Source organism: Duganella sp. Root198D2, assembly GCF_001428585.1.
In the GTDB taxonomy this organism is placed as follows: domain Bacteria; phylum Pseudomonadota; class Gammaproteobacteria; order Burkholderiales; family Burkholderiaceae_D; genus Rugamonas.
Genome location: NZ_LMIC01000013.1, coordinates 72,842 through 96,558 on the forward strand (window position 1 = coordinate 72,842; position 23,717 = coordinate 96,558).

The 23,717-nt window shown below is 61.8% G+C and carries 15 protein-coding genes and 3 tRNA genes; 9 read left to right on the forward strand and 9 right to left on the reverse strand.

The genetic code is table 11. The features are described from left to right. The first annotated feature begins 5 nt into the window (after nucleotides 1-5). The 6 genes from lon (at nucleotide 6) to ASE26_RS14990 (ending at nucleotide 5,257) form a co-directional block, all read left to right on the forward strand. Complete coding sequence (gene lon / locus ASE26_RS14965; RefSeq protein ID WP_055927920.1) at nucleotides 6-2,414, forward strand: endopeptidase La; 2,409 nt, start codon at nucleotides 6-8, stop codon at nucleotides 2,412-2,414. 221 nt (nucleotides 2,415-2,635) lie between these two features. Beyond that, nucleotides 2,636-2,908 (forward strand): HU family DNA-binding protein, encoded by a 273-nt coding sequence (locus ASE26_RS14970; protein WP_055927923.1) that lies wholly within the window; start codon nucleotides 2,636-2,638, stop codon nucleotides 2,906-2,908. A gap of 41 nt (nucleotides 2,909-2,949) precedes the next feature. Beyond that, nucleotides 2,950-3,025, forward strand: a tRNA-Val gene (locus ASE26_RS14975). 33 nt (nucleotides 3,026-3,058) lie between these two features. Then, nucleotides 3,059-3,135 (forward strand) — tRNA-Asp (locus tag ASE26_RS14980). A 23-nt stretch (nucleotides 3,136-3,158) separates the two neighbouring features. Next, nucleotides 3,159-3,235, forward strand: a tRNA-Asp gene (locus ASE26_RS14985). A gap of 126 nt (nucleotides 3,236-3,361) precedes the next feature. After that, entirely contained in the window at nucleotides 3,362-5,257 is a 1,896-nt protein-coding gene (locus ASE26_RS14990) for a SurA N-terminal domain-containing protein (protein WP_082507211.1), read from the forward strand. Nucleotides 5,258-5,351: 94 nt separating this feature from the next. Here the strand turns inward: ASE26_RS14990 and mnmH are convergent, their stop codons facing one another. Next, nucleotides 5,352-6,407: a tRNA 2-selenouridine(34) synthase MnmH gene (mnmH, locus tag ASE26_RS14995; RefSeq protein ID WP_055927926.1), complete on the reverse strand. Its 1,056-nt coding sequence runs from the start codon at nucleotides 6,405-6,407 to the stop codon at nucleotides 5,352-5,354. After that, a complete protein-coding gene (locus ASE26_RS15000) occupies nucleotides 6,404-7,033 on the reverse strand; it encodes an arylesterase (RefSeq protein ID WP_156397939.1) in 630 nt (209 codons plus the stop codon). The genes mnmH and ASE26_RS15000 overlap by 4 nt, the downstream gene beginning before the upstream one ends. Before the next feature lie 4 nt (nucleotides 7,034-7,037). On the opposite strand from ASE26_RS15000, the gene ASE26_RS15005 reads away from it, so the two are divergent. Further along, nucleotides 7,038-7,736: an ABC transporter ATP-binding protein gene (locus ASE26_RS15005; protein WP_055927934.1), complete on the forward strand. Its 699-nt coding sequence runs from the start codon at nucleotides 7,038-7,040 to the stop codon at nucleotides 7,734-7,736. Between the two features lie 4 nt (nucleotides 7,737-7,740). Here the strand turns inward: ASE26_RS15005 and ASE26_RS15010 are convergent, their stop codons facing one another. Then, a complete protein-coding gene (locus ASE26_RS15010) occupies nucleotides 7,741-9,267 on the reverse strand; it encodes a bifunctional ADP-dependent NAD(P)H-hydrate dehydratase/NAD(P)H-hydrate epimerase (RefSeq protein WP_055927937.1) in 1,527 nt (508 codons plus the stop codon). Nucleotides 9,268-9,321: 54 nt separating this feature from the next. On the opposite strand from ASE26_RS15010, the gene ASE26_RS15015 reads away from it, so the two are divergent. Then, the gene (locus ASE26_RS15015; protein WP_057246495.1) at nucleotides 9,322-12,924 is read left to right on the forward strand and encodes a hydantoinase B/oxoprolinase family protein; all 3,603 of its coding nucleotides are present in this window, start codon (nucleotides 9,322-9,324) and stop codon (nucleotides 12,922-12,924) included. Here the strand turns inward: ASE26_RS15015 and ASE26_RS15020 are convergent. Both ASE26_RS15020 and ASE26_RS15025 read right to left on the reverse strand, forming a co-directional pair. Further along, complete coding sequence (locus ASE26_RS15020) at nucleotides 12,921-14,558, reverse strand: tetratricopeptide repeat protein (RefSeq protein WP_055927945.1); 1,638 nt, start codon at nucleotides 14,556-14,558, stop codon at nucleotides 12,921-12,923. The two genes, ASE26_RS15015 and ASE26_RS15020, sit on opposite strands and share 4 nt — an antisense overlap. Before the next feature lie 12 nt (nucleotides 14,559-14,570). Continuing rightward, nucleotides 14,571-16,181: a response regulator gene (locus tag ASE26_RS15025; RefSeq protein WP_057246496.1), complete on the reverse strand. Its 1,611-nt coding sequence runs from the start codon at nucleotides 16,179-16,181 to the stop codon at nucleotides 14,571-14,573. Between the two features lie 219 nt (nucleotides 16,182-16,400). Between ASE26_RS15025 and purL the strand changes: the two genes are divergently transcribed. Then, a complete protein-coding gene (purL, locus tag ASE26_RS15030; protein ID WP_055927950.1) occupies nucleotides 16,401-20,444 on the forward strand; it encodes a phosphoribosylformylglycinamidine synthase in 4,044 nt (1,347 codons plus the stop codon). A gap of 3 nt (nucleotides 20,445-20,447) precedes the next feature. Here purL and ASE26_RS15035 read toward each other — a convergent pair whose 3' ends face one another. From ASE26_RS15035 to ASE26_RS15050, 4 genes are all read right to left on the reverse strand, one after another. Further along, the gene (locus tag ASE26_RS15035) at nucleotides 20,448-21,128 is read right to left on the reverse strand and encodes a hypothetical protein (RefSeq protein ID WP_156409948.1); all 681 of its coding nucleotides are present in this window, start codon (nucleotides 21,126-21,128) and stop codon (nucleotides 20,448-20,450) included. A 142-nt stretch (nucleotides 21,129-21,270) separates the two neighbouring features. Continuing rightward, on the reverse strand, nucleotides 21,271-21,969 hold the full coding sequence (locus ASE26_RS15040) for a DNA alkylation repair protein (protein ID WP_229208157.1): 699 nt from the start codon (nucleotides 21,967-21,969) through the stop codon (nucleotides 21,271-21,273). 26 nt (nucleotides 21,970-21,995) lie between these two features. After that, on the reverse strand, nucleotides 21,996-22,772 hold the full coding sequence (locus ASE26_RS15045; protein ID WP_055927960.1) for a peptidylprolyl isomerase: 777 nt from the start codon (nucleotides 22,770-22,772) through the stop codon (nucleotides 21,996-21,998). 64 nt (nucleotides 22,773-22,836) lie between these two features. Continuing rightward, nucleotides 22,837-23,616, reverse strand: a complete 780-nt coding sequence (locus tag ASE26_RS15050; protein WP_055927962.1) for a peptidylprolyl isomerase — start codon at nucleotides 23,614-23,616, stop codon at nucleotides 22,837-22,839. Nucleotides 23,617-23,717 lie beyond the last annotated feature (101 nt).

Genomic DNA, 23,717 nt, shown 5'->3' on the forward strand with positions numbered 1-23,717 from the left:
ACGCCATGACAACTACCAAATTAACTGAGCAAACTCAACTGCCTCTGTTGCCACTGCGTGACGTAGTCGTCTTCCCGCACATGGTAATTCCGTTGTTCGTTGGCCGACCAAAGTCCATCAAGGCGCTCGAAGCTGCTATGGAGCAGGGTAAGAGCATCATGCTGGCGGCACAGAAAGCCGCTGCCAAGGACGAACCTTCGCCTTCGGATATTTATGAAATCGGCTGCGTGGCCAACATCCTGCAGATGTTGAAGCTGCCTGACGGCACCGTGAAGGTGCTGGTTGAAGGCGCCCAGCGTGCACGCATCAAGAAGATCACCGATAGCCCAACCCATTTTATTGCCGACCTGATGCCGCTCGAATCCGAGCAGGGCGATGAGTCGGAGATCGAGGCCATGCGCCGTGCGATCGTCCAGCAGTTCGACCAGTACGTCAAACTGAACAAGAAGATCCCGCCTGAGATCCTGGCTTCGCTGTCGGGTATCGACGATGCCGGCCGCCTGGCCGACACCGTGGCCGCCCACCTGCCGCTCAAACTTGAGCAGAAGCAGGTGATCCTGGAAATCATCGAAGTGTCGAAGCGCCTGGAGCACCTGCTCGGCCAGCTGGAAGGCGAGCTCGATATCCTGCAGGTGGAAAAGCGCATCCGTGGCCGCGTCAAGCGCCAGATGGAGAAGTCGCAGCGCGAGTACTACCTGAACGAGCAGGTCAAAGCCATCCAGAAGGAGCTGGGCGAGGGCGAAGAGGGCGCCGATATCGACGAACTCGAGAAGAAGGTCATCTCCGCCAAGATGCCGAAGGAAGCGCTGGAAAAGGCCCAGGCCGAGCTGAAGAAGCTGAAGCTGATGTCGCCGATGTCGGCCGAGGCAACCGTGGTGCGCAACTATATCGACACGCTGGTGTCGCTGCCATGGAAGAAAAAATCCAAGGTCAACAACGACCTGGCCAATGCCGAGAAAGTGCTCGACCACGATCACTACGGCCTGGAAAAGATCAAGGAACGCATCGTCGAGTACCTGGCGGTGCAGCAGCGCGTGGACAAGCTGAAGGCGCCGATCCTGTGCTTCGTGGGTCCTCCAGGCGTGGGTAAAACCTCGCTGGGCCAGTCGATCGCCAAGGCCACCAACCGCAAATACGTGCGCATGGCGCTGGGCGGCGTGCGCGACGAAGCCGAGATCCGCGGCCATCGCCGTACCTACATCGGCTCCATGCCGGGCAAGGTGCTGCAGTCGCTGTCGAAAGTCGGCGTGCGCAACCCGCTGTTCCTGCTGGACGAGATCGACAAGATGGGCGCGGACTTCCGCGGCGATCCATCGTCGGCCCTGCTGGAGGTGCTGGATCCTGAACAGAACCACACCTTCTCGGACCACTACATCGAAGTCGATTTCGACCTGTCCGATGTGATGTTCGTGGCGACCTCGAACTCGTACAACATCCCGCCGGCACTGCTGGACCGTATGGAAGTGATCCGCCTGTCCGGCTACACGGAAGACGAGAAGACCAATATCTCCTTGCGCTACCTGTTGCCGAAGCAGGTCAAGAACAACGGCTTGAAGGAAGAGGAAATCGCCATCAGCGAAGGCGCGGTGCGCGACATCATCCGCTACTACACCCGTGAAGCCGGCGTGCGTTCGCTGGAGCGCGAAATCTCCAAGATCTGCCGCAAGGTCGTGAAAATGCTGCTGCTGAAGAAGTCCGACAAGAAGGTCAGCGTCACGCCGAAAAACCTGGACAAGTTCCTGGGCGTGCGCCGCTACGACTTCGGCGTGGCCGAGAAAACCAACCAGGTGGGCCAGGTGGTCGGCCTGGCATGGACCGAAGTGGGCGGCGACCTGCTGACCATCGAATCGGTCAGCATGCCTGGCAAAGGCAACGTCATCCGCACCGGTACTTTGGGCGATGTGATGAAGGAATCGATCGAAGCTGCCCGCACCGTGGTGCGCAGCCGTGCCGCACGCCTGGGCATCAAGAACGAGGCCTTTGAGAAGAAGGACATCCACATCCACGTGCCGGAAGGCGCAACGCCGAAGGACGGTCCATCGGCAGGTATCGCGATGACCACGGCGATGGTGTCGACCTTCACCGGCATTCCAGTCCGTGCGGACGTGGCGATGACGGGCGAGATCACGCTGCGCGGCGAAGTGCTGCCCATTGGCGGCTTGAAGGAAAAGCTGCTGGCGGCGCATCGCGGCGGCATCAAGACCGTGCTGATTCCTGAGCAGAACGTCAAAGACCTGGCCGAGATTCCGGACAATGTGAAAAACAAGCTGGAAATCGTGCCGGTGCGCTGGATCGACAAAGTGCTGGAAGTCGCACTGGAACGCCAGCCGGAACCAATCACCGAGCCGGTGGCGGCGGTGGAGGTGCCGGCAGTTGCAGCGGCCGACGGAAGCAGCGAAGTAGTCAAGCACTAAACCGAAGGGCCGGTGTCCGACCCGTTGGGTCAGACACCGGTTTGCCGGTTTTAGCGGTAAAAAGGGCGCCAGAAATGGCGCCCTTTTTGTTTCATGACCCGATTTGCCCTTGACACAGTGCAACCCCGACCTGTTTAATACGGCCCTGAGATTTTTATACGCATCACAACGCGGCATAAAAAACGGTATAAACGATATAAACCTTTGTGACGGGGACTGTAATGAACAAGACCGAACTGATCGACCACATCGCGACTTCCGCTGACATCTCCAAGGCCGCTGCTGCGCGCGCCCTGGATGCTGTGATCGATGGCGTAACCACCACCCTGGCCAAGAACGACAGCGTCACCCTGGTTGGCTTTGGCACCTTCTCCGTGAGCGAGCGCGCAGCCCGTACCGGCCGCAATCCGCGCACCAAAGAAGAGATCAAAATCGACGCAGCGAAAGTTCCTAAATTTAAAGCTGGTAAAGCTTTGAAAGACGCTGTACAATAATGGCCTTCGGTAAGCAGCAATGCTTACCGGCCAGTTTAAGCGGGCGCTTAGCTCAGTTGGTAGAGCGGATCCCTTACAAGGATTAGGTCGGGAGTTCGAGCCTCTCAGCGCCCACCACTTAAACGAAATGGTGTACCTGTTGTGAATGCTGGAGCGGTAGTTCAGTTGGTTAGAATACCGGCCTGTCACGCCGGGGGTCGCGGGTTCGAGCCCCGTCCGCTCCGCCAGCAAACACATATGGCCACTACCTGGAGTGGTAGTTCAGTTGGTTAGAATACCGGCCTGTCACGCCGGGGGTCGCGGGTTCGAGCCCCGTCCACTCCGCCAGAATCCCGAGAAAGCCCCACAAGTCCAAAAGACGGTGGGGCTTTTTCATTTGCTATTGGAGCAACTGCCCTGTAAAATCGCGCGAGCAGTTTTCACGCCTCCTCTCTACGGAAAAAAATAGCTGACATGTTTGATTTTGTACGCACGCATCAAAAGCTGATGCAGATTATCCTGGCGCTCCTGATTGTGCCGTCGTTTGTGCTGGTCGGTGTCAGCGGCGTCAAGCTGTTCGGCGAAGACGCGAACACGATTGCCAAAGTGGCAGGCCATCCGGTCACCCAGCAAGAATGGGACAACGCCCAGCGCAACCAGCTGGACCAGCTGCGCCAGCGCATGGGGCCGCAGTTCGACCAGAAGCTGTTCGATACTCCCGAGTTCAAACAGAACATCCTGGACCAGCTGATTGCCCAGCGCGCGATGAACGCGGAAATCCGCAGCGCCCACCTGACCGCCAGCGAGCAGAAGGTGCAGGAAGCGATTACGACGCAACTGCCATTGTTCAAAGCTGACGGCAGCTACGACAAGGAACAATACCTGCAGATCCTGGCAGCGCAAGGCATGAATGCCGGCATGCACCAGGAACAGGTTCGCCACGACCTGGCCTTGCAGCAGGTAGCTACCGGCGTGGAACTGAGCGGCTTCGTACCGCGCACCGTTGCCAAGGCGATTTCCGATTTCGGTTCGCAAGAGCGCGAAGTGCAGGAACTGGCGCTGCCGGTTTCGCAATTCCTGCCGAATGTGAAGGTCACTGACGACATGGTGAAGGCCTTCTACGACAAGAACGCCAAGCTGTTCGAGATTCCAGAGTCGGCCAAGATCGAATACGTCGTGCTGAACGCGGAAGCCGTGGCTTCGCAAGCCAGCGCAAGCGATGAAGAAATCGCCGGCTACTACAAGTCGAACCAAAAGCGTTTCGCGGCTGAAGAAACCCGCCGTGTCTCGCACATCCTGATCTCTGCCGAAGGCGGTAAAGCTGCGGCGAAGACCAAGGCGGAAGCAGTGCTGGCCGAAGTTCGCAAGAATCCGGCCGACTTCGCGAAGATTGCTCAAGCCAAGTCGGACGACTCTGGCTCCGCAGCGCAGGGCGGCGACCTGGGCGTGATTGCCAAAGCCGGCAATGCGGCTGAAGCAGCAGCCCTGAAGATGAAGCAGGGCGAGATCAGCGACCTGGTGGAAACCGATTTCGGCTACCACATCGTTACCGTGACCGAGTTGAAGCCGACCCAGGTAAAACCGCTGGACGAAGTGAAGGGCGAGATCGCTGCTGAAATCAAGAAGCAGAAAGCCGCCAAGCTGTACTCGGACATGTCCGAACAGTTCACCGACATCGTGTTTTCGGATTTCGAAAGCCTGAAACCGGTGGCCGACAAGCTGAAGCTGAAGATCGAAACCATGGACGGCATTTCCCGCCAGCCCAACCCGATCCTGGGCGCAGCGCCATTCAACAACGCCAAATTCCTGAACGCCCTGTTCGCCGACGAAGCGCTGAAGAACAAGCGCAATACCGAGGCTGTTGAAGTTGCGCCGCAAACCCTGGTTTCTGGCCGCATCGTCGAATTCAAGCCTGCTTCCAAGAAGCCGCTGGCTGAAGTGGAAGCGGCGATCAAACAGCAGGTAGCGCTGGAAGAGGCCGTAAAAGCTGCGAAGAAAGCCGGTGAAGAGAAGCTGGCCGCAGCCAAGAAGTCCGGCGATGCTGCAGGCTTCGGCGAGGTGAAAACCATCTCCCGTGCCAAGGCCGACGGCATCAATCCGGCGGCTGTGGCGGCAGTGATGAAGGCTGATGCCTCCAGGCTGCCAGCCTACGTTGGCGTGGAAATTCCGGGCCAGGGCTATGGCGTGTACCGCATTGGCAAGGTCGGCCAGCCGGCAGAGCAGGACGCTGCCCGCCGCGAAGAAGAAGGCCAGCGCATCAACCAGATCGTCGCACAGCAAGAGATGACTGGCTACATCGATGTACTGAAGCAAAAAGCCAAGGTCAAGATCCTGCACCCGGTTGCAACGATCAAGAAGCAGGCCGAATAAGATACTGAGCGCTTAAAAAAAGCCGGTGTCCGTGAAAACGGACACCGGCTTTTTTCATGCCTGCCGATTTTCTCCGCCGGGAGGCTTGTCCTGCTTATGCGCCGTGCAGCTTGCGTGCCGCGGCGACAAAGGAGTCGGGTGAAATATCGGGCAGCGCAACTTCAATCGCTTTTTCGAACTGGACGAAATTACGGTCGATCGATTTGAGGTAAGCCGGGTCGTAGTGGTCCACCAGCAGTTCATCGACCAGCGCCGGCATGTCGCCGGCAAACGCCATCGCCTGCCAGCGTTCGATGCGTTCGCGACCGTGCAGTTGCACCAGGAACTCCAGCTGGGCGTTCAGGGCAGGGGCGTTGCAGGCAAAGTGCTGGTAATCCTCGATCAGCAGTTTGACGCGGTCTTCCCGCGAGACCTGCATGGAGATGCAGGGCGAAGCGCGCATGCGCTCCATCAGCGCGCCCGGCACCCGCAGGCTGCCGACCTTGCGGCTCTCCGCTTCGACAAAGACAGGCAGGCCCGGGTCATAGCGGCGCAAGCGGTCCCAGATTGAAGTCTCGAATGCCTTTTGCGAAGGCTGCGGCTGGCAGGGGATATTGCCCAGCACCGAGCCGCGGTGGGCGGCCAGCTGCTCCAGGTCCAGCACCTGGGCGCCGATTGCTTCCAGCGTATCGAGCAGGCGGGTCTTGCCGCTGCCTGTGGTGCCGCAAATGACGCGGAAGTCCAGTTCCGGGGTTTGCTCGAGCTGGGCGTTGATGGCGCCGCGGAAGGCCTTGTAGCCGCCATCGAGCTGCACCACCGGCCAGCCGATCTTGGCCAGCACCGTCGCCATCGAGCCGCTGCGATTGCCGCCGCGCCAGCAGTAGATCAAAGGCTTCCAGTCGCGCGGCTTGTCCAGCCACAGGGTCTCGATGTGGTAACCGATATTCTTCGATACCATGGCGGCGCCGACTTTCTTTGCTTCGAAGGAGCCGACCTGCTTGTACATGGTGCCGACCGCGATGCGCTGCTCGTCATCCAGCACCGGGCAGTTGATCGCGTTTGGCAGGTGATCCAGCGCGTATTCGGACGGGCTGCGTGCATCGATGATGGTGTCGAAATCGTCGAGGCGGGACAGGACATCTTCGATAGAGAGGATTTCTGGATACTTCATTTAGTTTTGAGTATTGGCTGGAGGTGGGGCCAGATATTGCCCAGGATGATAGGGTGGGCCGCCGCCAGCGGATGCAGGCGGTCCGGCTGGAGCAGTTCGGGCTTTTGGGCGACGCCGTCAAGCATGAACGGCGCAAGCGGCACTTTGACGTCCTTGCTGAGGATGCCGTACATGGCGAAAAATTTGTCGGCGTAATCGCGGCCGTAGTTCGGCGGCATCCGCATGCCGACCAGCAGCACCTGGGCACCGGCCTTGCGCGAGTCGTCCACCATGGCGCGCAGGTTGGATTCGGCGGCGGCGACCGGCAGGCCGCGCAGGCCGTCGTTGGCGCCCAGTTCAATGATCACGATATTCGGTTTGTGCTTGCTCAGCAGGGCTGGCAGGCGGGTGCGGCCGCCGCTGGTCGTTTCGCCGCTGACACTGGCGTTGACCACGGTTGCGGGCAGTTTCTGGTCCTTCAGGCGCTGGTCGAGCAGGGCAACCCAGCCGGCCCCGCGCGATATGCCATATTCAGCCGACAGGCTGTCGCCCACCACCAGGACGGTTTTTGATGCAGAATAGGCGTTCGTGGCGGCGCTGAACATCAGCATCAGCACCGCGAAGCAGCGGACTATATTTTTGAACATGACCATGCGTGATATTCCTCAATCCTCCAGCCAATTGGCCAAGGCGGCGATTTCCGTCTCGGGACTGGGCAAGCGGGTGGCCGACGCCAGCGGCGAACTGACCATCCTGCATGGAGTGGATTTTACAGTGCAAAAGGCGGAAACGCTCGCCATTGTGGGGGCTTCCGGCTCCGGCAAATCGACCTTGCTTGGCCTGCTGGCGGGCCTGGATACGCCCACCGAAGGCACGGTAGTGCTCGATGGGGTGGATATTTTCGCCCTGGACGAAGATGGCCGGGCTGCCATGCGCAAGGAAAAACTGGGCTTCGTGTTCCAGTCGTTCCAGCTGCTGCCTCATTTGACGGCAGCCGAAAACGTGATGCTGCCGCTGGAGCTGGCCGGCGATAACGCGGCGCGTGAAAAAGCAGAAGCCATGCTGGGTCGGGTTGGGCTTTCCGCCCGTTTGAAGCACTACCCCAAGTTCCTGTCGGGCGGCGAGCAGCAGCGCGTGGCGTTGGCGCGTGCCTTCGTGACTCAGCCTCCTTTGCTGCTGGCCGATGAACCCACCGGCAGCCTGGATGCTGCCACCGGCGAATCGGTGATCCAGCTGATGTTCGAATTGAACCGCGAACATGGTTCGACCCTGGTGCTGGTCACGCACGATACCCATATCGCTGCGCGCTGCGGGCGCGTCATTACGATCGCGGCGGGAAAGATCGCCTGATCCGTCAAGAGCCGTGGTGCGCGGCCAGCCGGTTGAGGGCAGTGCGGATGGCCGGAATCAGCTCGCTCGCTGTAAGGCCGATCGGCCCGGCGCCGTCGGCGACGAGGACGTCGGCTGCCATGCCGTGCAGCCAGACGCCGGCCAGTGCAGCCTCCCATTCAGGCCAGCCCTGCGCGAGCAGGCTGCCGCACAAGCCGGACAGCACGTCGCCGGTGCCCGCCGTGGCAAGGGCTGGATTGCCGGTGGTATTGACTGCAATGACGCCGTCGCGCGCGGCGATCACGGTTCCTGAACCCTTCAGCACGACGGTCGCCGCGAGGCGCTCGGCCAAGGCACGTGCCGCGGCCGGCCGGTCCGACTGCACCTCGGCGGCCGTAATGCCGAGCAGCCGTGCGGCTTCCAGCGGGTGCGGCGTCAAGATGCAGGGAAGCGTGCGTTGCGCCAGTTGTTTGCGCAGGGCTTCGGAGCCGGCCAGCAAATTCAGTGCATCGGCGTCCAGCACCACGGCGCTTTGGCTGTGCAGGGCGCTGGCCAGCATTTCTGCGCTTGCCGCCGAGCCGCCCATGCCGGGCCCGATCACCAGGACCGCGCTGTTGAAGTCATATTGCTGGGCGCTGCGGCACATCAGCTCGGGCAGGGCGGCATCGAAGGCCGGTGCTTCGCCGACGAAGCAGGCGTAGACCCGCCCCGCACCGCTGGTGAGCGCCGTGCGTGCAGCCAGGATTGGCGCACCGGCCATGCCGCGCGCCCCGCCCACGACAGCCACACTGCCATGGCTTCCCTTGTGCGAACTGTGGCGGCGCCTGCGTATGCAGTGTCCGAAGAGCGCTACCTCGTTCAGCCTCGCCCGCGATGCGGGGAACAGGCCGCGCTCGATGTCCAGGTCGCGAACGATGACGACGCCTGCATGGTCGCGCCCCTCCGCCGTGTGCAGACCGGGCTTGTCGCCGATGAAGGTGACTGTGTGCGTGGCGCGCACGGCAACGCCTGGCTCAACTCCGCCCACAATGGCGCCGGTGTCGCAGTCAAGGCCGCTAGGCACGTCCAGCGCGAGGATCGGGCAGGCCAGGCCGTTGACGGCAGTTACCAGCGCAGCAAAGCCGCCGCTGATCGGCCGTGCCAGACCGATGCCTAACAAACCGTCGACAACCAGCGTCCATTCAGTCGCTGCGGCCACGGTGCACGCGTCAGCCGCATCGTTGAAGTCAGCGAAGCGCGCAGGCGAGCTGCGGGCGCGCCGCAGTGCTTCGATGCGTTCTGCCGAGGGCGTGTCTGGCGGCGGAAAATGCAGGACCGTGACTTGCGCGCCCGCATGGCCGAGGTGCGCTGCTGTTTCGAGGGCGTCGCCGCCGTTGTTGCCCGGTCCCGCCAGCACCAGCACCCGGGCGCGGTAAACAGTGAAAGGCAGGAGGTCGAGCGCCTCGCTGGCGCCGGCCTGGCCAGCGCGCTGCATAAGCGCACCTTCGGGCAAATGCTGTGCCGCAGCGCGCTCGATCGCGCGGATTTCTGCAATCGTGAAGAGGGGCGTCATGCGGGGCATTCTAGCACTACAATACCTGCTTCACGATTAGAGCGAGGCGGCGCAATGGACTGGCAATTCTGGATCGACCGAGGCGGCACTTTCACCGATATCGTAGCCCGGCGGCCCGATGGAAGCCTGGCTACCCACAAGCTGCTGTCGGAAAGTCCTGGGCAGTACCGTGACGCTGCGATTGCCGGCATCCGCCATTTGCTGGGCGTCGCCGCTGGCGGCCCGATCCCGGTCGGGCAAGTCGGCGCCGTCAAAATGGGCACCACGGTCGCCACCAATGCGCTGCTCGAGCGCAAAGGTGAGCCGACCGTGCTGGCGATTACGCGCGGCTTCCGCGACGCCTTGCGCATCGCCTACCAGAATCGTCCGCGCCTGTTTGACCGCCATATTGTGCTTCCTGAATTGCTCTACCAGCATGTCGTGGAAATCGATGAGCGCATCGGCGCCCACGGCGAATTGGTACAGGCCCTGGATCCTGCGGCGGCGCGCACAGGCCTGCAGGCCCACTATGATAAAGGGTTGCGTTCGATAGCCATCGTCCTGATGCACGGTTATCGCTACACGGCGCACGAAGCGGTACTGGCCCAGATCGCGCGGGAAATCGGCTACACACAAGTCTCCGTATCGCATCTGGTCAGCCCGATGATGAAACTGGTGGCGCGTGGCGATACGACGGTGGTCGACGCCTACCTGTCGCCAATCCTGCGCCGCTATGTGGACCAGGTGGCCTCCGAACTGCCGGGCGTGAACCTGCAATTCATGCAGTCCAGCGGCGGCCTGACCGATGCTCGTACCTTCCAGGGCAAGGATTCGATCCTGAGTGGTCCGGCAGGCGGCATTGTCGGCATGGTGCGCGCCAGCCGCGCGGCTGGTTTTGAAAAGATCATCGGCTTCGACATGGGCGGGACGTCGACCGATGTTTCGCACTTCTCGGGTGAATTCGAGCGTGTGTTCGAAACACAGGTGGCGGGCGTGCGCATGCGCGCGCCGATGATGAGCATCCACACTGTCGCCGCGGGCGGCGGTTCGATCCTGCATTTCGACGGCAGCCGGTTCCGTGTCGGACCCGATAGCGCCGGCGCCGATCCAGGCCCGGCCAGCTATCGCCGCGGCGGCCCGCTGGCGGTCACCGACTGTAACGTCATGCTCGGCAAGATCCAGCCGGAGTTCTTCCCGCAACTGTTTGGCGGCGACGGCGCGCAAGCGCTCGATGGCGCAGCAGTGCGCGAAAAGTTCAGCGCGATGGCCGCCGCGATCCAGGCAGCCACAGGTGCACCATCGTCGCCGGAGCAAGTTGCCGAGGGTTTCATTGAAATCGCGGTCGGCAATATGGCCAATGCAATCAAGCAGATTTCCGTGCAACGCGGGCATGACGTCACCGAATATGCCCTGACCAGTTTCGGCGGCGCAGGCGGCCAGCACGCCTGCCTGGTCGCCGATGCCCTGGGCATGAAGACTGTCTTCATCCACTCTCTGGCAGGCGTACTGTCGGCCTACGGTATGGGCCTGGCCGACCAGACGGCGATGCGCGAAAGTGCCGTCGAACTGCGGCTGGCGCCCGAAACGCTGCCAGCGCTGGAGGCACGCCTGCAGGCGCTTGGGGAAGAAGCTGTGGCCGAGCTGCACGCGCAGGCAGTCGTCGACGAACGTATCAGCGTGGTGCGCCGCGCCCACCTGCGTTACGAAGGCACGGATTCAGCCTTGATCGTCCTGTTCGACTCCATCGACGGCATGAAGGCGCAATTCGAGGCCGCATACCGCAAGCGCTTTTCCTTCCTGATGTCCGCCAAGGCGCTGATCGTGGAGGCCGTCTCGGTGGAGGCAATCGGCAAGTCGGATGCGCCACCGGAGGCCGCTCCCCGGCAAGCGCCGCGCCACGCCCCGCTGGCGCCATCGCAAACCGTGCGCATGTACAGCGCCGGCCAGTGGCACGAGACGGGACTTTTCAAGCGCGATGCGACCCGGATCGGCGACATCGTCAAAGGCCCGGCCATTATTGCCGAAGCCAACGCCACGACGGTCGTGGAGACCGGCTGGCAAGCCGAAGTGACGCCGCAGGACCACCTGGTGCTGACCCGGGTGCAAGCGCTGCCGGTACGTCGCGCCATCGGCACCACGGCCGATCCGGTAATGCTGGAAATCTTCAACAACCTGTTCATGTCGATCGCCGAGCAAATGGGCCTGCGCCTGCAGAACACGGCTTACTCGGTCAATATCAAGGAGCGCCTGGACTTCAGTTGCGCCATATTCGACGCCGAGGGCAAGCTGATTGCCAACGCGCCGCATATGCCGGTGCACCTTGGTTCGATGGGCGAAAGCATCAAGACGGTCATGCGCGGGAACGCCGGCCGGATGCACCCCGGCGACGTCTATATGCTGAACGATCCGTATAACGGCGGCACCCACCTGCCTGACGTCACTGTTATCACGCCGGTGTTCGACGAGGCGGGAAGCGAAATCCTGTTCTACGTCGGTTCGCGCGGCCACCATGCCGATATCGGTGGCAGCACGCCCGGATCGATGCCGCCCGATTCGCGCAATATCGAAGAAGAAGGCGTCTTGATCAACAACTTCAAGCTGGTCGACGGCGCTTCCGGCGGCCAGCTGCGCGATGCTGAAGCGCGCGCCTTGCTGGCCGGCGCGCGCTATCCGGCGCGTAATCCCGACCAGAACATGGCCGACTTCCGGGCCCAGGTCGCGGCCAACCAGAAGGGCGTGGAAGAGCTGAGCAAGATGGTCGCGCACTTCGGCCTCGACGTGGTGCGTGCCTATATGGGGCACGTGCAGGACAATGCGGAGGAGGCGGTGCGCCGCGTGATCAGCGCCTTGCGCAACGGCAGCTACGAACTGAAACTCGATAACGGCGCCGTGATCAAGGTCGCCGTTCGGGTCAACGCGGCAGAACGCAGCGCCGAGATCGACTTCAGCGGCACTTCCGGGCAGTTGGAGAATAATTTCAACGCGCCGTCCGCGGTGTGCATGGCGGCCGTGCTGTACGTATTCCGCACCCTGGTTGACGACGACATTCCGCTTAACGCGGGCTGCCTGAAACCGCTGCACGTGATCATCCCGCCGGGTTCGATGCTGAACCCCCGCTATCCCGCATCGGTCGTATCTGGCAACGTTGAAACATCGACCTGCATTACCAACGCGCTGTATGGCGCGCTAGGCGTGCAAGGCGCCTCGCAGGGGACGATGAACAACTTCACCTTCGGTAACGCGAAGCACCAGTATTACGAGACGATCAGCGGCGGCTCCGGCGCTGGCGATGGTTTCAGCGGTACTGACGTGGTGCAGACGAATATGACCAACTCGCGCCTGACCGATCCGGAAATCCTGGAATTCCGCTTCCCGGTACGCCTGGAAAGCTATGAGATCCGCCACGGTTCCGGCGGCGCGGGCCGCTGGCATGGCGGCAATGGCGGTGTGCGCAAGGTGCGCTTCCTGGAACCGATGACGGCCGCCATCCTGTCGAACAACCGCATCCATGCGCCGTTTGGCATGGCCGGCGGCGAGCCGGGGGCGTTGGGCCGCAATGCGGTGCTGCGCGCCGATGGCAGCACCGAGCAACTGGGCCATATCGGCAAGACCGAGATGCAGCCCGGCGACATCTTCGTCGTGGAGACGCCGGGCGGAGGGGGATTCGGGCCGGCCTAGGCGGTGGTGGAAATACCGTACTTGCGCTGGGTGCCCGAATACTGCATCAACACGGCCTCCAGCGCGGGGCTGCCGGCGTCGAGTCGACGGATGCGGTCGATCAGGGTGCCGGCCTGGTCGCCCAGCGGTGCTTCCCAACCCAGTTCGTCCAACTGGCGCAGGATCGCCTGCACGGCGGCATACAGTACCTTGAGGTTGCCCGGCGTGCGGCGCAGGGCCTGGTGCAGCGTCGCCACCGCAGCGCGGTGGTCGCCCTGGCGCGCCATGGACTCGGCCTCGGTAACCAGTTCCTGCATGACGTTGTCGATCTTTTCGCCGACGCCCTGTGCCAGGTCGTGGCGGCCGGCTTTCTCGAAGACGCTGACAGCTTCTTCCATGGTGATCGGTTTTTCGTTGTCGTTCATCATATGCATGACGACATCCGCGGCATCCTTGTCCAGCCGATGCTTCAGGCAGGAATCGACCAGGCCGATGCGCAGGCGATTCGACAGGCCGCGTGCCATGCCCACCGCAGTCACCGCATTCGACAGCTCGGAGGCGGCTTCGGTCGCGTGCCCGGTTACGTCCAGCAGCAGGGCAGAGGAAATATGCTTGCACACTTCCGTATTGGCGCTGGCGCGCAGCGTGCGCTCCATATCGCGGATCACGCCGGAGGCCTGGTTGACGTCGCCTTTGCGCACCAGTGCGCGCACCAGGTTCACATGGTCTTCGGGATCGCGGAATTCGGAATAGCGGGCCTTGGCCACCACCTGGCGGAATGCCTTTTCGGCTGCCGTGATATCGCCGGTGCCGTACGCCACTTCGCCGAGGTGGCGCAGGCGCCGCACCATATTCGGCGACATCGACACCGCGTCTTCCAGGATTTTCTTGGCCTGCTGCGACTGGCCCATGGCCTCGTAGGAGCGGGCCAGCAGGTCATAAGCCGCCATCATGTTGGGGTTGGCTTCGAGCAGGCGCTCCAGCGTGCCCATTGCGTCGGCATAGCGCTCGAGGCCGAACTGGCAACGGGCCAGTCCGAGTTGCGCCCAGCCGGTAGGACGCCCAACCAGGATCGCCTGGTAGATCAGCTCCGCTTGCGCGAGTTCGCCGGCTTCGTAATGGAGTTCGGCGCGCAGGCGGGCAAATTCCGTGACGTAGCGCGGATTGGCCGCTTCAGCTTCCTGGCAGGCGTCGATGGCTTCGCGCTGCTTGCCTTGTGCGATAAACTGGTAGATCGGCATGAATACCGCCCGCCGATCCACGGCGCGGCCGATGCGCTGCATCAGGCCGTCGACGGTGAAGGGCTTCAGCACATAATCGGTCGGCGTCAGTTCAGCGGCGCCAATCACCTTGGTCTGCACCGCTTCCGATGTCAACATGATGAAGATGGCCGAGCGGTCGATCAGCTTATGGTGGCGCAGGTCTTCCAGCAATTGCTGGCCATCCTGGCCGTTGTCGTCATTGCCGCTGCCAAGGTCATATTCGCACAGGATGACGTCAAAGCGTTTGTTGGTCAGTTGCCGGATCGCCGTACCGGAGCTGACGGCATACTCGATGCGCGTGATCGAGGCCTGGTTCAGCATATTGTGCAGGTTGCCCCGCATCGCCGGGTTGGGGTCGATGATCAGCACCGACAGGTCGCTATACGATTGCATTAACTTCGTCTCTTATTGTTTGCCCCGCAGGGTGACATATTGTGATGATAACGCAGCCAGCATGGGATGATGGGGATCCGCCTGGCGCATTCGTATCAACAGCGCTGCACATTGCTCGCCCAGCGCCGCTTCCCAGCCGCTGTCGCCCAACAGTCGCAGCATGGCTGAGGCGAGGGCGGAGATCAGCCCGGCGTTCTCCGGGCGCCGCCGCACAGCCACCTGGAGTACCTCGATCGCCCCGCGCTGGTCGCCCTGGCCGCTGCGCGCGGCGGCCTGCCTGACCAGGCCGTCGAGGTAGCGCTCCACGCTGTCGCCCTGGTTTTGCGCCAGTTCGGCCCGGCCGGTGCGTTCATAGACCGCTGCCATATCGGATTCGCTGACGCCGCTGGCCGGATTGCCGGCCAGCGCATCCAGCAATTGCATGCCTTGTTCGTCCATGCCGTGGCGCAGGCAGTTTTCCGCCAGGTCCAGTTTGAGCGCGCTCGACAGGGTAGCTGCTGCGCCGGCTGCGTGTGCGGCATGCGCCAGTTCGCTTTGCGCCGCCCCGGCATTGCCGTTCAGTTCCTGTACCAGGGCCGAGGAATAGGCCTTGCAGGCGTCCGTCGCGGGGCCGCCGCGTGCCGAACGGTCCAGGTCGCGCAAGGCATTCGCTGCGCCGGCGGCATCGCCTTTCCGGACCAGGGTTCGCACCAGGTTCACGTGGTCTTCCGGGTCGCGGAACTCCGAATACCTGGATTTGGCGACCACCTGCTTGAAGGTCTTTTCGGCCGCCTCCAGATCGCCGGACTGCAACGCCACTTGGCCGAGGTGACGCAGGCGCCGCACCATATGGGGCGAGATCGAGACCGCTGCTTCCAGCGCGGCGCGGGCTTCCGCCGGCTGGCCAAGCGCTTGCTGGGTGCGTGCTATAAGGTCATAGGCCGCCATGTATCTGGGGTTGTCGTCGATCAGGCGCTGCAGGGTGTCCAGGGTATCGGCGAATTGGCCCTGCTGGAACTGGCAGCGCGCCAGGCCAAGCTGGGCCCAGCCGAGGGGCCGGGTTTCCAGGATCTCCCGGTAGATTGTTTCCGCCTGCGCGACTTCGCCCAGGGCCGTATGCGCTTCGGCCCGCAAACGGGCGCATTCGGTGGCGTAGCGCGGATTGGCCGCCGCCGATACTTCACTGGCCAGTATCGCCTCACGCAACCGCTCGCGCCCGATCATCTGGTGGATCGGGCGCAGGGCGGCGCGCCGGTCGACCGCCCGGGCGATGCGCTGGGCCAGCACGTCGACCGTGAACGGCTTGAGGATGTAATCGGTTGGGGTCAGCTCCGCCGCGCTCACTACCTTGCTGTACACCCCCTCGGTGGTCAGCATGATGAAAATGGCGGCAGGGGAGATCAGCTGGTGGTGGCGCAGGTCTTCCAGCAACTGCTGGCCATCCTGTCCCTGGTCGTTGCCCAGGTCGTACTCGCAGAACACCAGGTCGAACGCCTTCTTTTCGAGATGGCGGATGGCAGTTCCTGCGCTCACGCCGTGCTCGATGCGGGTGATCCCCAGTTGGCCGAGCATCTTGTGCAGCCCGCTGCGCATATGCTGGTTGGGGTCGATAACCAGGACTGACAGGTCGCTATATTCTTCCATTTTGGGGGTAGAAGGCTGTCATAAAGGCAGAATACCCCAAGGACGAGCAAAAAACAGGCATAAACGCAGCAAATGTTGCTTTCGGACCAATGAAGGAAGGGTGGGAAGTGATGCGTGAAACAAGTATAATGTCGGCAAATCGAAATACAGCAAGACCAGTCAGCTCGTGCACAGTATTCCTTTAAACCGCAGCTACGCTGCATTCTTCACGCCCCCACTATGTTGATTCTGCCGGGCTCCAACGCCCTGTCCTCCTTCCGTAGCCAACGCCTCCTTAACCAGCTTCAAGCAGTTCTGCCGACCATTACGTCGGTCCAAGCCCGCTTTATCCACTTTGTCGACTCCGCTTCGCCCCTGTCCGAAGACGATCTGAACCGCATGAATGGCCTGCTGACCTACGGCGAGCCAGCCTTGCCGGAGCATGCTGAAGGCGTGGTGGAAGAGTTTGTCGTCATCCCGCGTTTCGGCACCATTTCGCCTTGGGCTTCCAAAGCCACCGATATCGTGCACAACTGCGGCATGGCGCACATTCACCGCGTGGAGCGTGGCGTTGCTTACCGCATCAACCTGAAGGGCGGCATCCTGGGCACCGGCCTGGGCGCGGCCAGGAAGCTGGATAGCGAGCAGGCGCAAGCCGTCGCGGCGCTGCTGCATGACCGCATGACCGAATCCGTGCTGCGCCACCCGGACCAGGCCGCCGGCCTGTTCTCGAGCCTGGAAGCCAAGCCGCTGGAATCGATCGACGTGATTGGCGCCGGCCGCACCGCGCTGGAAAAGGCCAATACCGACCTTGGCCTGGCGATGTCGGACGACGAGATCGACTACCTGCTGGAAGCCTTCACCAACGCCAAGCGCAACCCGACCGACGTCGAACTGATGATGTTCGCGCAAGCGAATTCCGAGCACTGCCGCCACAAGATCTTCAACGCCGACTGGACCATTGACGGCGTGGTGCAGGACAAGTCGCTGTTCAAGATGATCAAGAACACCCACGAGAAGAACCCGCGCGGCACTATCGTGGCCTATTCGGACAACTCGTCGATCATTGAAGGCGCTGAAGTTACCCGGTTCTACCCGCGTGAAGGCCAGGAATACGCGCCGTCCACCGAGCTGGTGCACACCCTGATGAAGGTGGAAACCCACAACCACCCGACCGCGATTTCCCCATTCCCTGGCGCCTCCACCGGTGCCGGCGGCGAAATCCGCGACGAAGGCGCGACTGGCCGGGGCTCCAAGCCTAAAGCCGGCCTGGCCGGCTTCACCGTGTCCAACCTGATGATCCCTGGCGCCGTGCAAGCCTGGGAAAACGCGGCCAATGTGACCGCGCCGGTCGGCAAGCGCGACGAAAGCCAGGTGTACGGCAAGCCCGAACGCATCGCTTCGCCGCTGCAGATCATGATTGACGGCCCGCTGGGCGGCGCCGCTTTCTCCAATGAATTCGGCCGTCCGGTGCTGGGCGGCTACTTCCGTACCTACGAGCAGAACATCGGCCAGCAGTTCGCCGGCGGCAAGGACACCGTGATGGGCTATCACAAGCCGATCATGATTGCTGGCGGCATCGGCAATATCTCCGGTTCGCACACCCACAAGAACGACATCCCGGTTGGCAGCCTGCTGATCCAGCTGGGCGGTCCAGGCATGCGTATCGGCATGGGCGGTTCGGCCGCGTCGTCGATGGCAACCGGCACCAATACCGCCGACCTGGACTTCGATTCCGTCCAGCGCGGCAATCCGGAAATGGAACGCCGCGCCCAGGAGGTCATCAACGGCTGCTGGCAGCTGGCCGACAAGAACCCGATCATTTCGATCCACGACGTGGGTGCGGGCGGCCTGTCCAACGCTTTCCCGGAAATCACCAACGACGCCAAGCGCGGCGCGATCTTCGACCTGCGCAAGGTGCCGCTGGAAGAATCCGGCATGGCGCCGAAAGAAATCTGGTCCAATGAATCGCAGGAGCGCTATGTTCTTGCCATCGCGCCGGGCGACCTGGCACTGTTCCAGGCCCTGTGCGAGCGTGAACGCTGCCCATTCGCCGTCGTCGGCGTGGCCACCGAAGAGCGCCAGCTGAAGGTGATCGACCAGGAAATGGGCAACAACCCGGTCGACATGCCAATGGAAGTCCTGCTGGGCAAGCCGCCAAAGATGCACCGCGACGTGAAGCACGTGCAGAACGACCTGCCGGCCATCGACCTGACCGGCATCGCGCTGGAAGAAGCCGCCAGGCGCGTGCTGCTGCTGCCAACCGTGGCCGACAAGAGCTTCCTGATCACCATCGGCGACCGTACCGTGGGCGGCATGTCGGTGCGCGACCAGATGGTGGGTCCATGGCAGGTGCCGGTGGCCGACTGCGCCGTGACCACCCTGAGCTACGACGGTTACGTGGGCGAGGCGATGGCGATGGGCGAGCGTACGCCGCTGGCTGTGATCGACGCCCCGGCTTCCGGCCGCATGGCGGTCGGCGAGACCGTCACCAACATGGCTGCCGCGCCGATCAACGATATTTCCGACATCAAGCTGTCGGCCAACTGGATGGCTGCCTGCGGCCAGCCTGGCCAGGATGCGGCCCTGTTCGACACCGTCAAAGCGGTCGGCATGGAACTGTGTCCGGCGCTGGGCCTGTCGATCCCGGTCGGCAAGGACTCCCTGTCCATGCGCACCACCTGGAAAGATGAAGGCGCTGACAAGGCGGTGATTTCGCCCGTGTCCCTGATCGTTTCCGGTTTCTCGCCGGTGTACGACGTGCGCAAGTCGCTGACCCCGCAGATCCGTACCGACCTGGGCGAAACTTCCCTGATCGTGATCGACCTGGGCCGCGGCAAGAACCGTATGGGCGCCTCCGCGCTGGCGCAGGTCATGGGCCAGCTGGGCAATGCCGCACCGGACGTGGATTCGCCGGAAGACCTGAAAGGCTTCTTCAACGCGATCCAGCAGCTGAACAAGGAAGGCAAGATCCTGGCCTACCACGACCGTTCCGACGGCGGCCTGTACGCAACCCTGGTGGAAATGGCCTTTGCCGGCCGCGCCGGCCTGTCCGTCAACCTGGACATGCTGACCCTGGGCGCCGAAGGCACCATGGACCATGGCGATGCCAAGAACTGGGCCGGCCAGGTCGCAGAGCGCCGCAATGAGCTGACCCTGTCCGCGCTGTTCAACGAGGAGCTGGGCGCTGTGATCCAGGTTCGCGCTGAAGAAAAATCGGCCGTGATGGACGTGCTGCGCACCTTCAACCTGGGCGCTTGCAGCCACATTATCGGCAAGCTGAACGACCGTGGCGTGATCGAATTCACGCGCGACGCCAAGACCATCTACTCGCAGCCGCGTGCCGAGCTGCATCGCCTGTGGAGCGAAACCAGCTGGCGTATTTCCCGCGTGCGTGAAAATCCTGCGACCGCGGATGCGGAATACGATCGCCTGCTGGACGAAACCGATCCAGGCATGCAGCCAAAAGTCGGCTTCGACATGGCGCAGAACATCGCCGCACCGTTCCTGTCGTCGGGCGTACGTCCTCGCGTCGCAATCCTGCGCGAACAGGGCGTGAACTCGCATATCGAGACTGCCTGGGCGATGCACCGCGCCGGTTTCACCGCCGTCGACGTGCACATGAGCGACCTGATTGCGCGCCGCGTTTCGCTGGACGATTTCCAGGGCATTATTGCCGTGGGCGGTTTCTCGTACGGCGACGTGCTGGGTGCAGGCGAAGGCTGGGCCAAATCGATCCTGTTCAATCCGGAAATGGCCGACCAGTTCGCCAAGTTCTTCCAGCGCAAGGATACCTTCGGCATGGGTATCTGCAACGGCTGCCAGATGATGTCGAACCTGAAATCGCTGATTCCAGGTGCCCACGCCTGGCCGAAGTTCACCACCAACAAGTCCGAGAAGTTCGAAGCACGCTTCTCAATGGTGGAAGTGCTGGATTCGCCATCGATCTTCCTGCAAGGCATGGCCGGTACCCAGGCGCCGATTGCCATTGCGCACGGTGAAGGGTTTGCAGACTTCAGCCAGACCGGCATTATCGACGAGGCAATCGGCGCACTGCGCTTCGTGGACAACAAAGGCAGTGCCACCGAAACCTACCCGTACAACCCGAACGGTTCGCCGCGCGGGCTGACTTCGGTAACCACGGCCGACGGCCGCTTCACCGTGATGATGCCGCACCCGGAACGCGTGTCCCGCACGGTGCAGAACTCCTGGCACCCGGACGGCTGGGGCGAGGATGCGCCTTGGGCGCGCATGTGGGGCAACGCGCGCAAGTTCATCGGTTAAGGCTTATGCGCGCCGGCGGCGCGCTGCCAGCAAGGCAGCGATGCCGCCGAGCATCAAAACGGCCCCGCCCGGGGCCGGCACCTGGGTCGCATCGGCGAATTGGAAGTCGTCGGCGACCCAGTTTCCATTCAACTGTCCCAGTTCGCGCCGAACGATCCGGTAGCCCGTGATCGGGCCAAGGGACGCGAAGATGCTGGTGTCGGCAAAGGACAGGGGCTCGGGCAGGCCGGGGTGGCTTTCCGGCAAGTCAAACACGACTGAACCAAGTTCGCTTGCGCCATTTAAGGCCACGATCGTGACCTGGTCCGCGCCGCCTTCACCAAATCCATAGTACTGGTTGCGGCCAAACCAGGCGCCGGTCAGCACTTTATTGGTGGTGATTGTCATGCCGCTGGAACCGGATGAATTGGAGACGAAATAATGGCCGGAATGCGGAATGCCAAATAGGGGACCGCCTGGCCCGCCGACCCGATATTGGTCGCCGACCACGCCAAAGCGAGCGTCCCAGACCACGCCCTGATATTCCAGGCTGTCCGGCGAACTAGTCCACTGGATGCCGCTTGCGCTATCCAGCGCGGGCGGAATCGGCAGGTCGTCAAATGTGGCGACGACACCCGCCATTGCTGGTGCCGCGGTAATAAAAGCGCCGCTGACAATTAACTGCCGTAATGCGAGTTTATTCATTTCCAGCCTCCTTAAGTTGTCACGAGTTTAACGCGGCATTTTAAGGCCCGGCAATTGTGTGCATTATTGCTGTTGTTTTGGCGTCGGCCCGCGACTTCCATGGTGCACGCCAGAAGCTGGCGTGTTCATGCAAGTTCCTGGCTTAGTCCTCGGGCGCCAGGTGCTTGCAGGCCTCGCGGATGCTCAATCGGGCGAGGCTGTTCTTATTTTCATTAATAAAATGAGCCACATTATGTGGTGCATGCCGGGCATAATCCCGCAAGGCCCAGCCAATTGCTTTCTGAATGAAAAATTCATTTTCATGGCCGAGTGCGAGGGAATAACGGAACAGCCGCATTTCATCGGTTTTCCCGCGCCAGCCTAATTGGTGGAGGAGGGCAATCCGGCGCATCCAGAAGTTTTCATGCTTTAAAGCCTTGTCCATTTCATGGTGCTCAAAGCGCAGCACGTCGCCGATAATTCCAGCTAGGCCATCCACCGAATCCCACCACGATTTGCGCGGGACGAAGGCCAGCAATTCCGGCACATCGGAAGCGTTGAATTGCTTCCAATGCGCCGCCATTAAATCGAGGGCCGCATACAGGTATTCCCGTTCCGGCATTTGCCAGAGTTCGCCTGCCACGCCGATCAGCTCGGCAGGCGCAGCACCTGTGAAGGCCCGGATCAGCGGCTTGACTGCCGCGCGCCGCGCTGGCGTGGCGATACCGAGGAAGGGGAATTGTTCACGCATATAGGCGCGCATCGCCGGGCCCCGGGTGGCATCGGCCAAAGGAGCGAGGGCGGAAATGATGTCTTTGGTGGTTGGCATAATAAAAAAGCGCCCCGCGGGGCGCTTGATCAAGGCAGCCGGTAAAGGCGCACCCGGGATTATTGCACTTTAGCCTTGGCGATCAGCTGGTCGCGGTAAGCTGCAACTTTGCGCTGGGTCAGGGACTCGGAGATCTGGCCTTTGATTTCGTCCAGGGACGGCACTTTGGCGGCGCGGGAGCCTTCCAGCTTGATCACGTGGTAGCCGAATTGCGATTGCACCGGCTTGTCGGTGACCTGGCCGTCTTTCAGGGCCACCATGGCATCCGCGAATGGCTTCACGTAGTTGCCTGGTGCTGCCCAGTCCAGGTCGCCGCCGTTGGCTGCCGAACCTGGATCTTGCGAAGCCTTGGCCAGCTCTTCAAACTTGGCGCCGCCTTTCAGCTTGGCGATGATGTCGGTTGCTTCTTTCTCGGTCTTCACCAGGATGTGGCGAGCGTGGTATTCCTTCTCGCCTTTGGAAGCCTTGAACTGGTCGTAAGCAGACTTGATTTCTGCGTCGCTCACAGGGTTTTTCTTCACATAGCTGACCAGCAGGGCGCGGATGATGATTTCCTGGCGAGCTTGTTCCAGGGCGTCTTTCACGTCCTTGTTGGCAGCAACGCCTTGCTTGGTGGCTTCCTGCACCAGCACTTCGCGGCCGATCAGGGATTTCTTGATCATTTCGCGCAGTTGTGGCGAGTCAGGCTGGCCTTGGGCGGCAGCTTGTTTGACAGCGGCATCCATCTGGGCCGATGGAATGACTTTGCCGTTCACGGTGGCGACGTTCTGGGCAAACGCAGGAGCAGCAGCAACTGCGATCAGGGCCAACAGCAGGGTAGCTGGTTTAAATTTCATTGAGTGTTTCCTTAGTTAAAATAAATCCGGCGCCACTCAGGCGCCGGATCAGGTCCGTGACGGATTATTGTACTTTGGCTTTCTTAACCAGGGATTCCTGATAGGTCTGCAGTTTTGCGCGCATCAGGGAGTCGGCGATACGTGGCTTCACTTCTTCCAGGGTTGGCAGCTTGACGGCGCGGGTGTCTTCTACCTTGATCACGTGGAAACCGCTCGGGGTTTGCACCGGCTTCTCGGTAATCTGGCCTTTTTGCAGCGAGGTGAAGGCATCTGCGAAGACTTTAGGGAAGTTGCCTGGGGTGCCCCAGTCCAGGTCGCCGCCGTTGGCAGCGGAACCGGTATCCTTGGAGTTCTTGGCCAGGTCTTCGAACTTGGCGCCGCCTTTCAGCTTGGCGATGATATCGGTCGCTTCTTTTTCGGTTTCAACCAGGATGTGACGCACGTGGAATTCCTTGTCGCCTTCAGCGGCAACAGCGCGGTCGTATTCAGCCTTGATTTCGGCGTCGGCAACCGGGTTCTTCTTCACGTAATCAGCAGCCAGGGCATTCAGCATGATGTCCTGACGAGCCTGTTCCAGGGCAGTGGTGACGTCCTTGCTCTTGGACAGGCCTTGCTTCTCGGCTTCCTGGATCATTACTTCGCGGCCAATCAGGGACTTCTTGATCATTTCGCGCAGTTGTGGGGTGTCTTGCTGCTGGCCTTGGGCAACGACTTGTTTGACCAGGGCGTCAACTTTGGCGGTCGGGATGGCTTTGCCATTAACGACGGCGGCGTTCTGGGCAAAAGCTGGTGCAGCGGCAACGGCGATAAGTGCGAGCAGCAAGCGGGCTGGCTTGAAAGTCATTTAGTTTAATTCCTAGGGAAAGTTTACTGAATTGCGGGGATTTTGAGCTGGTTCGCCGAGATGTCTCTACTATTCAACGATCGAGGTTCTTTTTGATGTTT

Coding starts and splice junctions, on each gene's coding strand:
- lon (WP_055927920.1), top strand. CDS start 6: ATGACAACTACCAAATTAACTGAGCAAACTCAACTGCCTCTGTTGCCA.
- ASE26_RS14970 (WP_055927923.1), top strand. CDS start 2,636: ATGAACAAGACCGAACTGATCGACCACATCGCGACTTCCGCTGACATC.
- ASE26_RS14990 (WP_082507211.1), top strand. CDS start 3,362: ATGTTTGATTTTGTACGCACGCATCAAAAGCTGATGCAGATTATCCTG.
- mnmH (WP_055927926.1), bottom strand. CDS start 6,407: ATGAAGTATCCAGAAATCCTCTCTATCGAAGATGTCCTGTCCCGCCTC.
- ASE26_RS15000 (WP_156397939.1), bottom strand. CDS start 7,033: ATGTTCAAAAATATAGTCCGCTGCTTCGCGGTGCTGATGCTGATGTTC.
- ASE26_RS15005 (WP_055927934.1), top strand. CDS start 7,038: ATGCGTGATATTCCTCAATCCTCCAGCCAATTGGCCAAGGCGGCGATT.
- ASE26_RS15010 (WP_055927937.1), bottom strand. CDS start 9,267: ATGACGCCCCTCTTCACGATTGCAGAAATCCGCGCGATCGAGCGCGCT.
- ASE26_RS15015 (WP_057246495.1), top strand. CDS start 9,322: ATGGACTGGCAATTCTGGATCGACCGAGGCGGCACTTTCACCGATATC.
- ASE26_RS15020 (WP_055927945.1), bottom strand. CDS start 14,558: ATGCAATCGTATAGCGACCTGTCGGTGCTGATCATCGACCCCAACCCG.
- ASE26_RS15025 (WP_057246496.1), bottom strand. CDS start 16,181: ATGGAAGAATATAGCGACCTGTCAGTCCTGGTTATCGACCCCAACCAG.
- purL (WP_055927950.1), top strand. CDS start 16,401: ATGTTGATTCTGCCGGGCTCCAACGCCCTGTCCTCCTTCCGTAGCCAA.
- ASE26_RS15035 (WP_156409948.1), bottom strand. CDS start 21,128: ATGAATAAACTCGCATTACGGCAGTTAATTGTCAGCGGCGCTTTTATT.
- ASE26_RS15045 (WP_055927960.1), bottom strand. CDS start 22,772: ATGAAATTTAAACCAGCTACCCTGCTGTTGGCCCTGATCGCAGTTGCT.
- ASE26_RS15050 (WP_055927962.1), bottom strand. CDS start 23,616: ATGACTTTCAAGCCAGCCCGCTTGCTGCTCGCACTTATCGCCGTTGCC.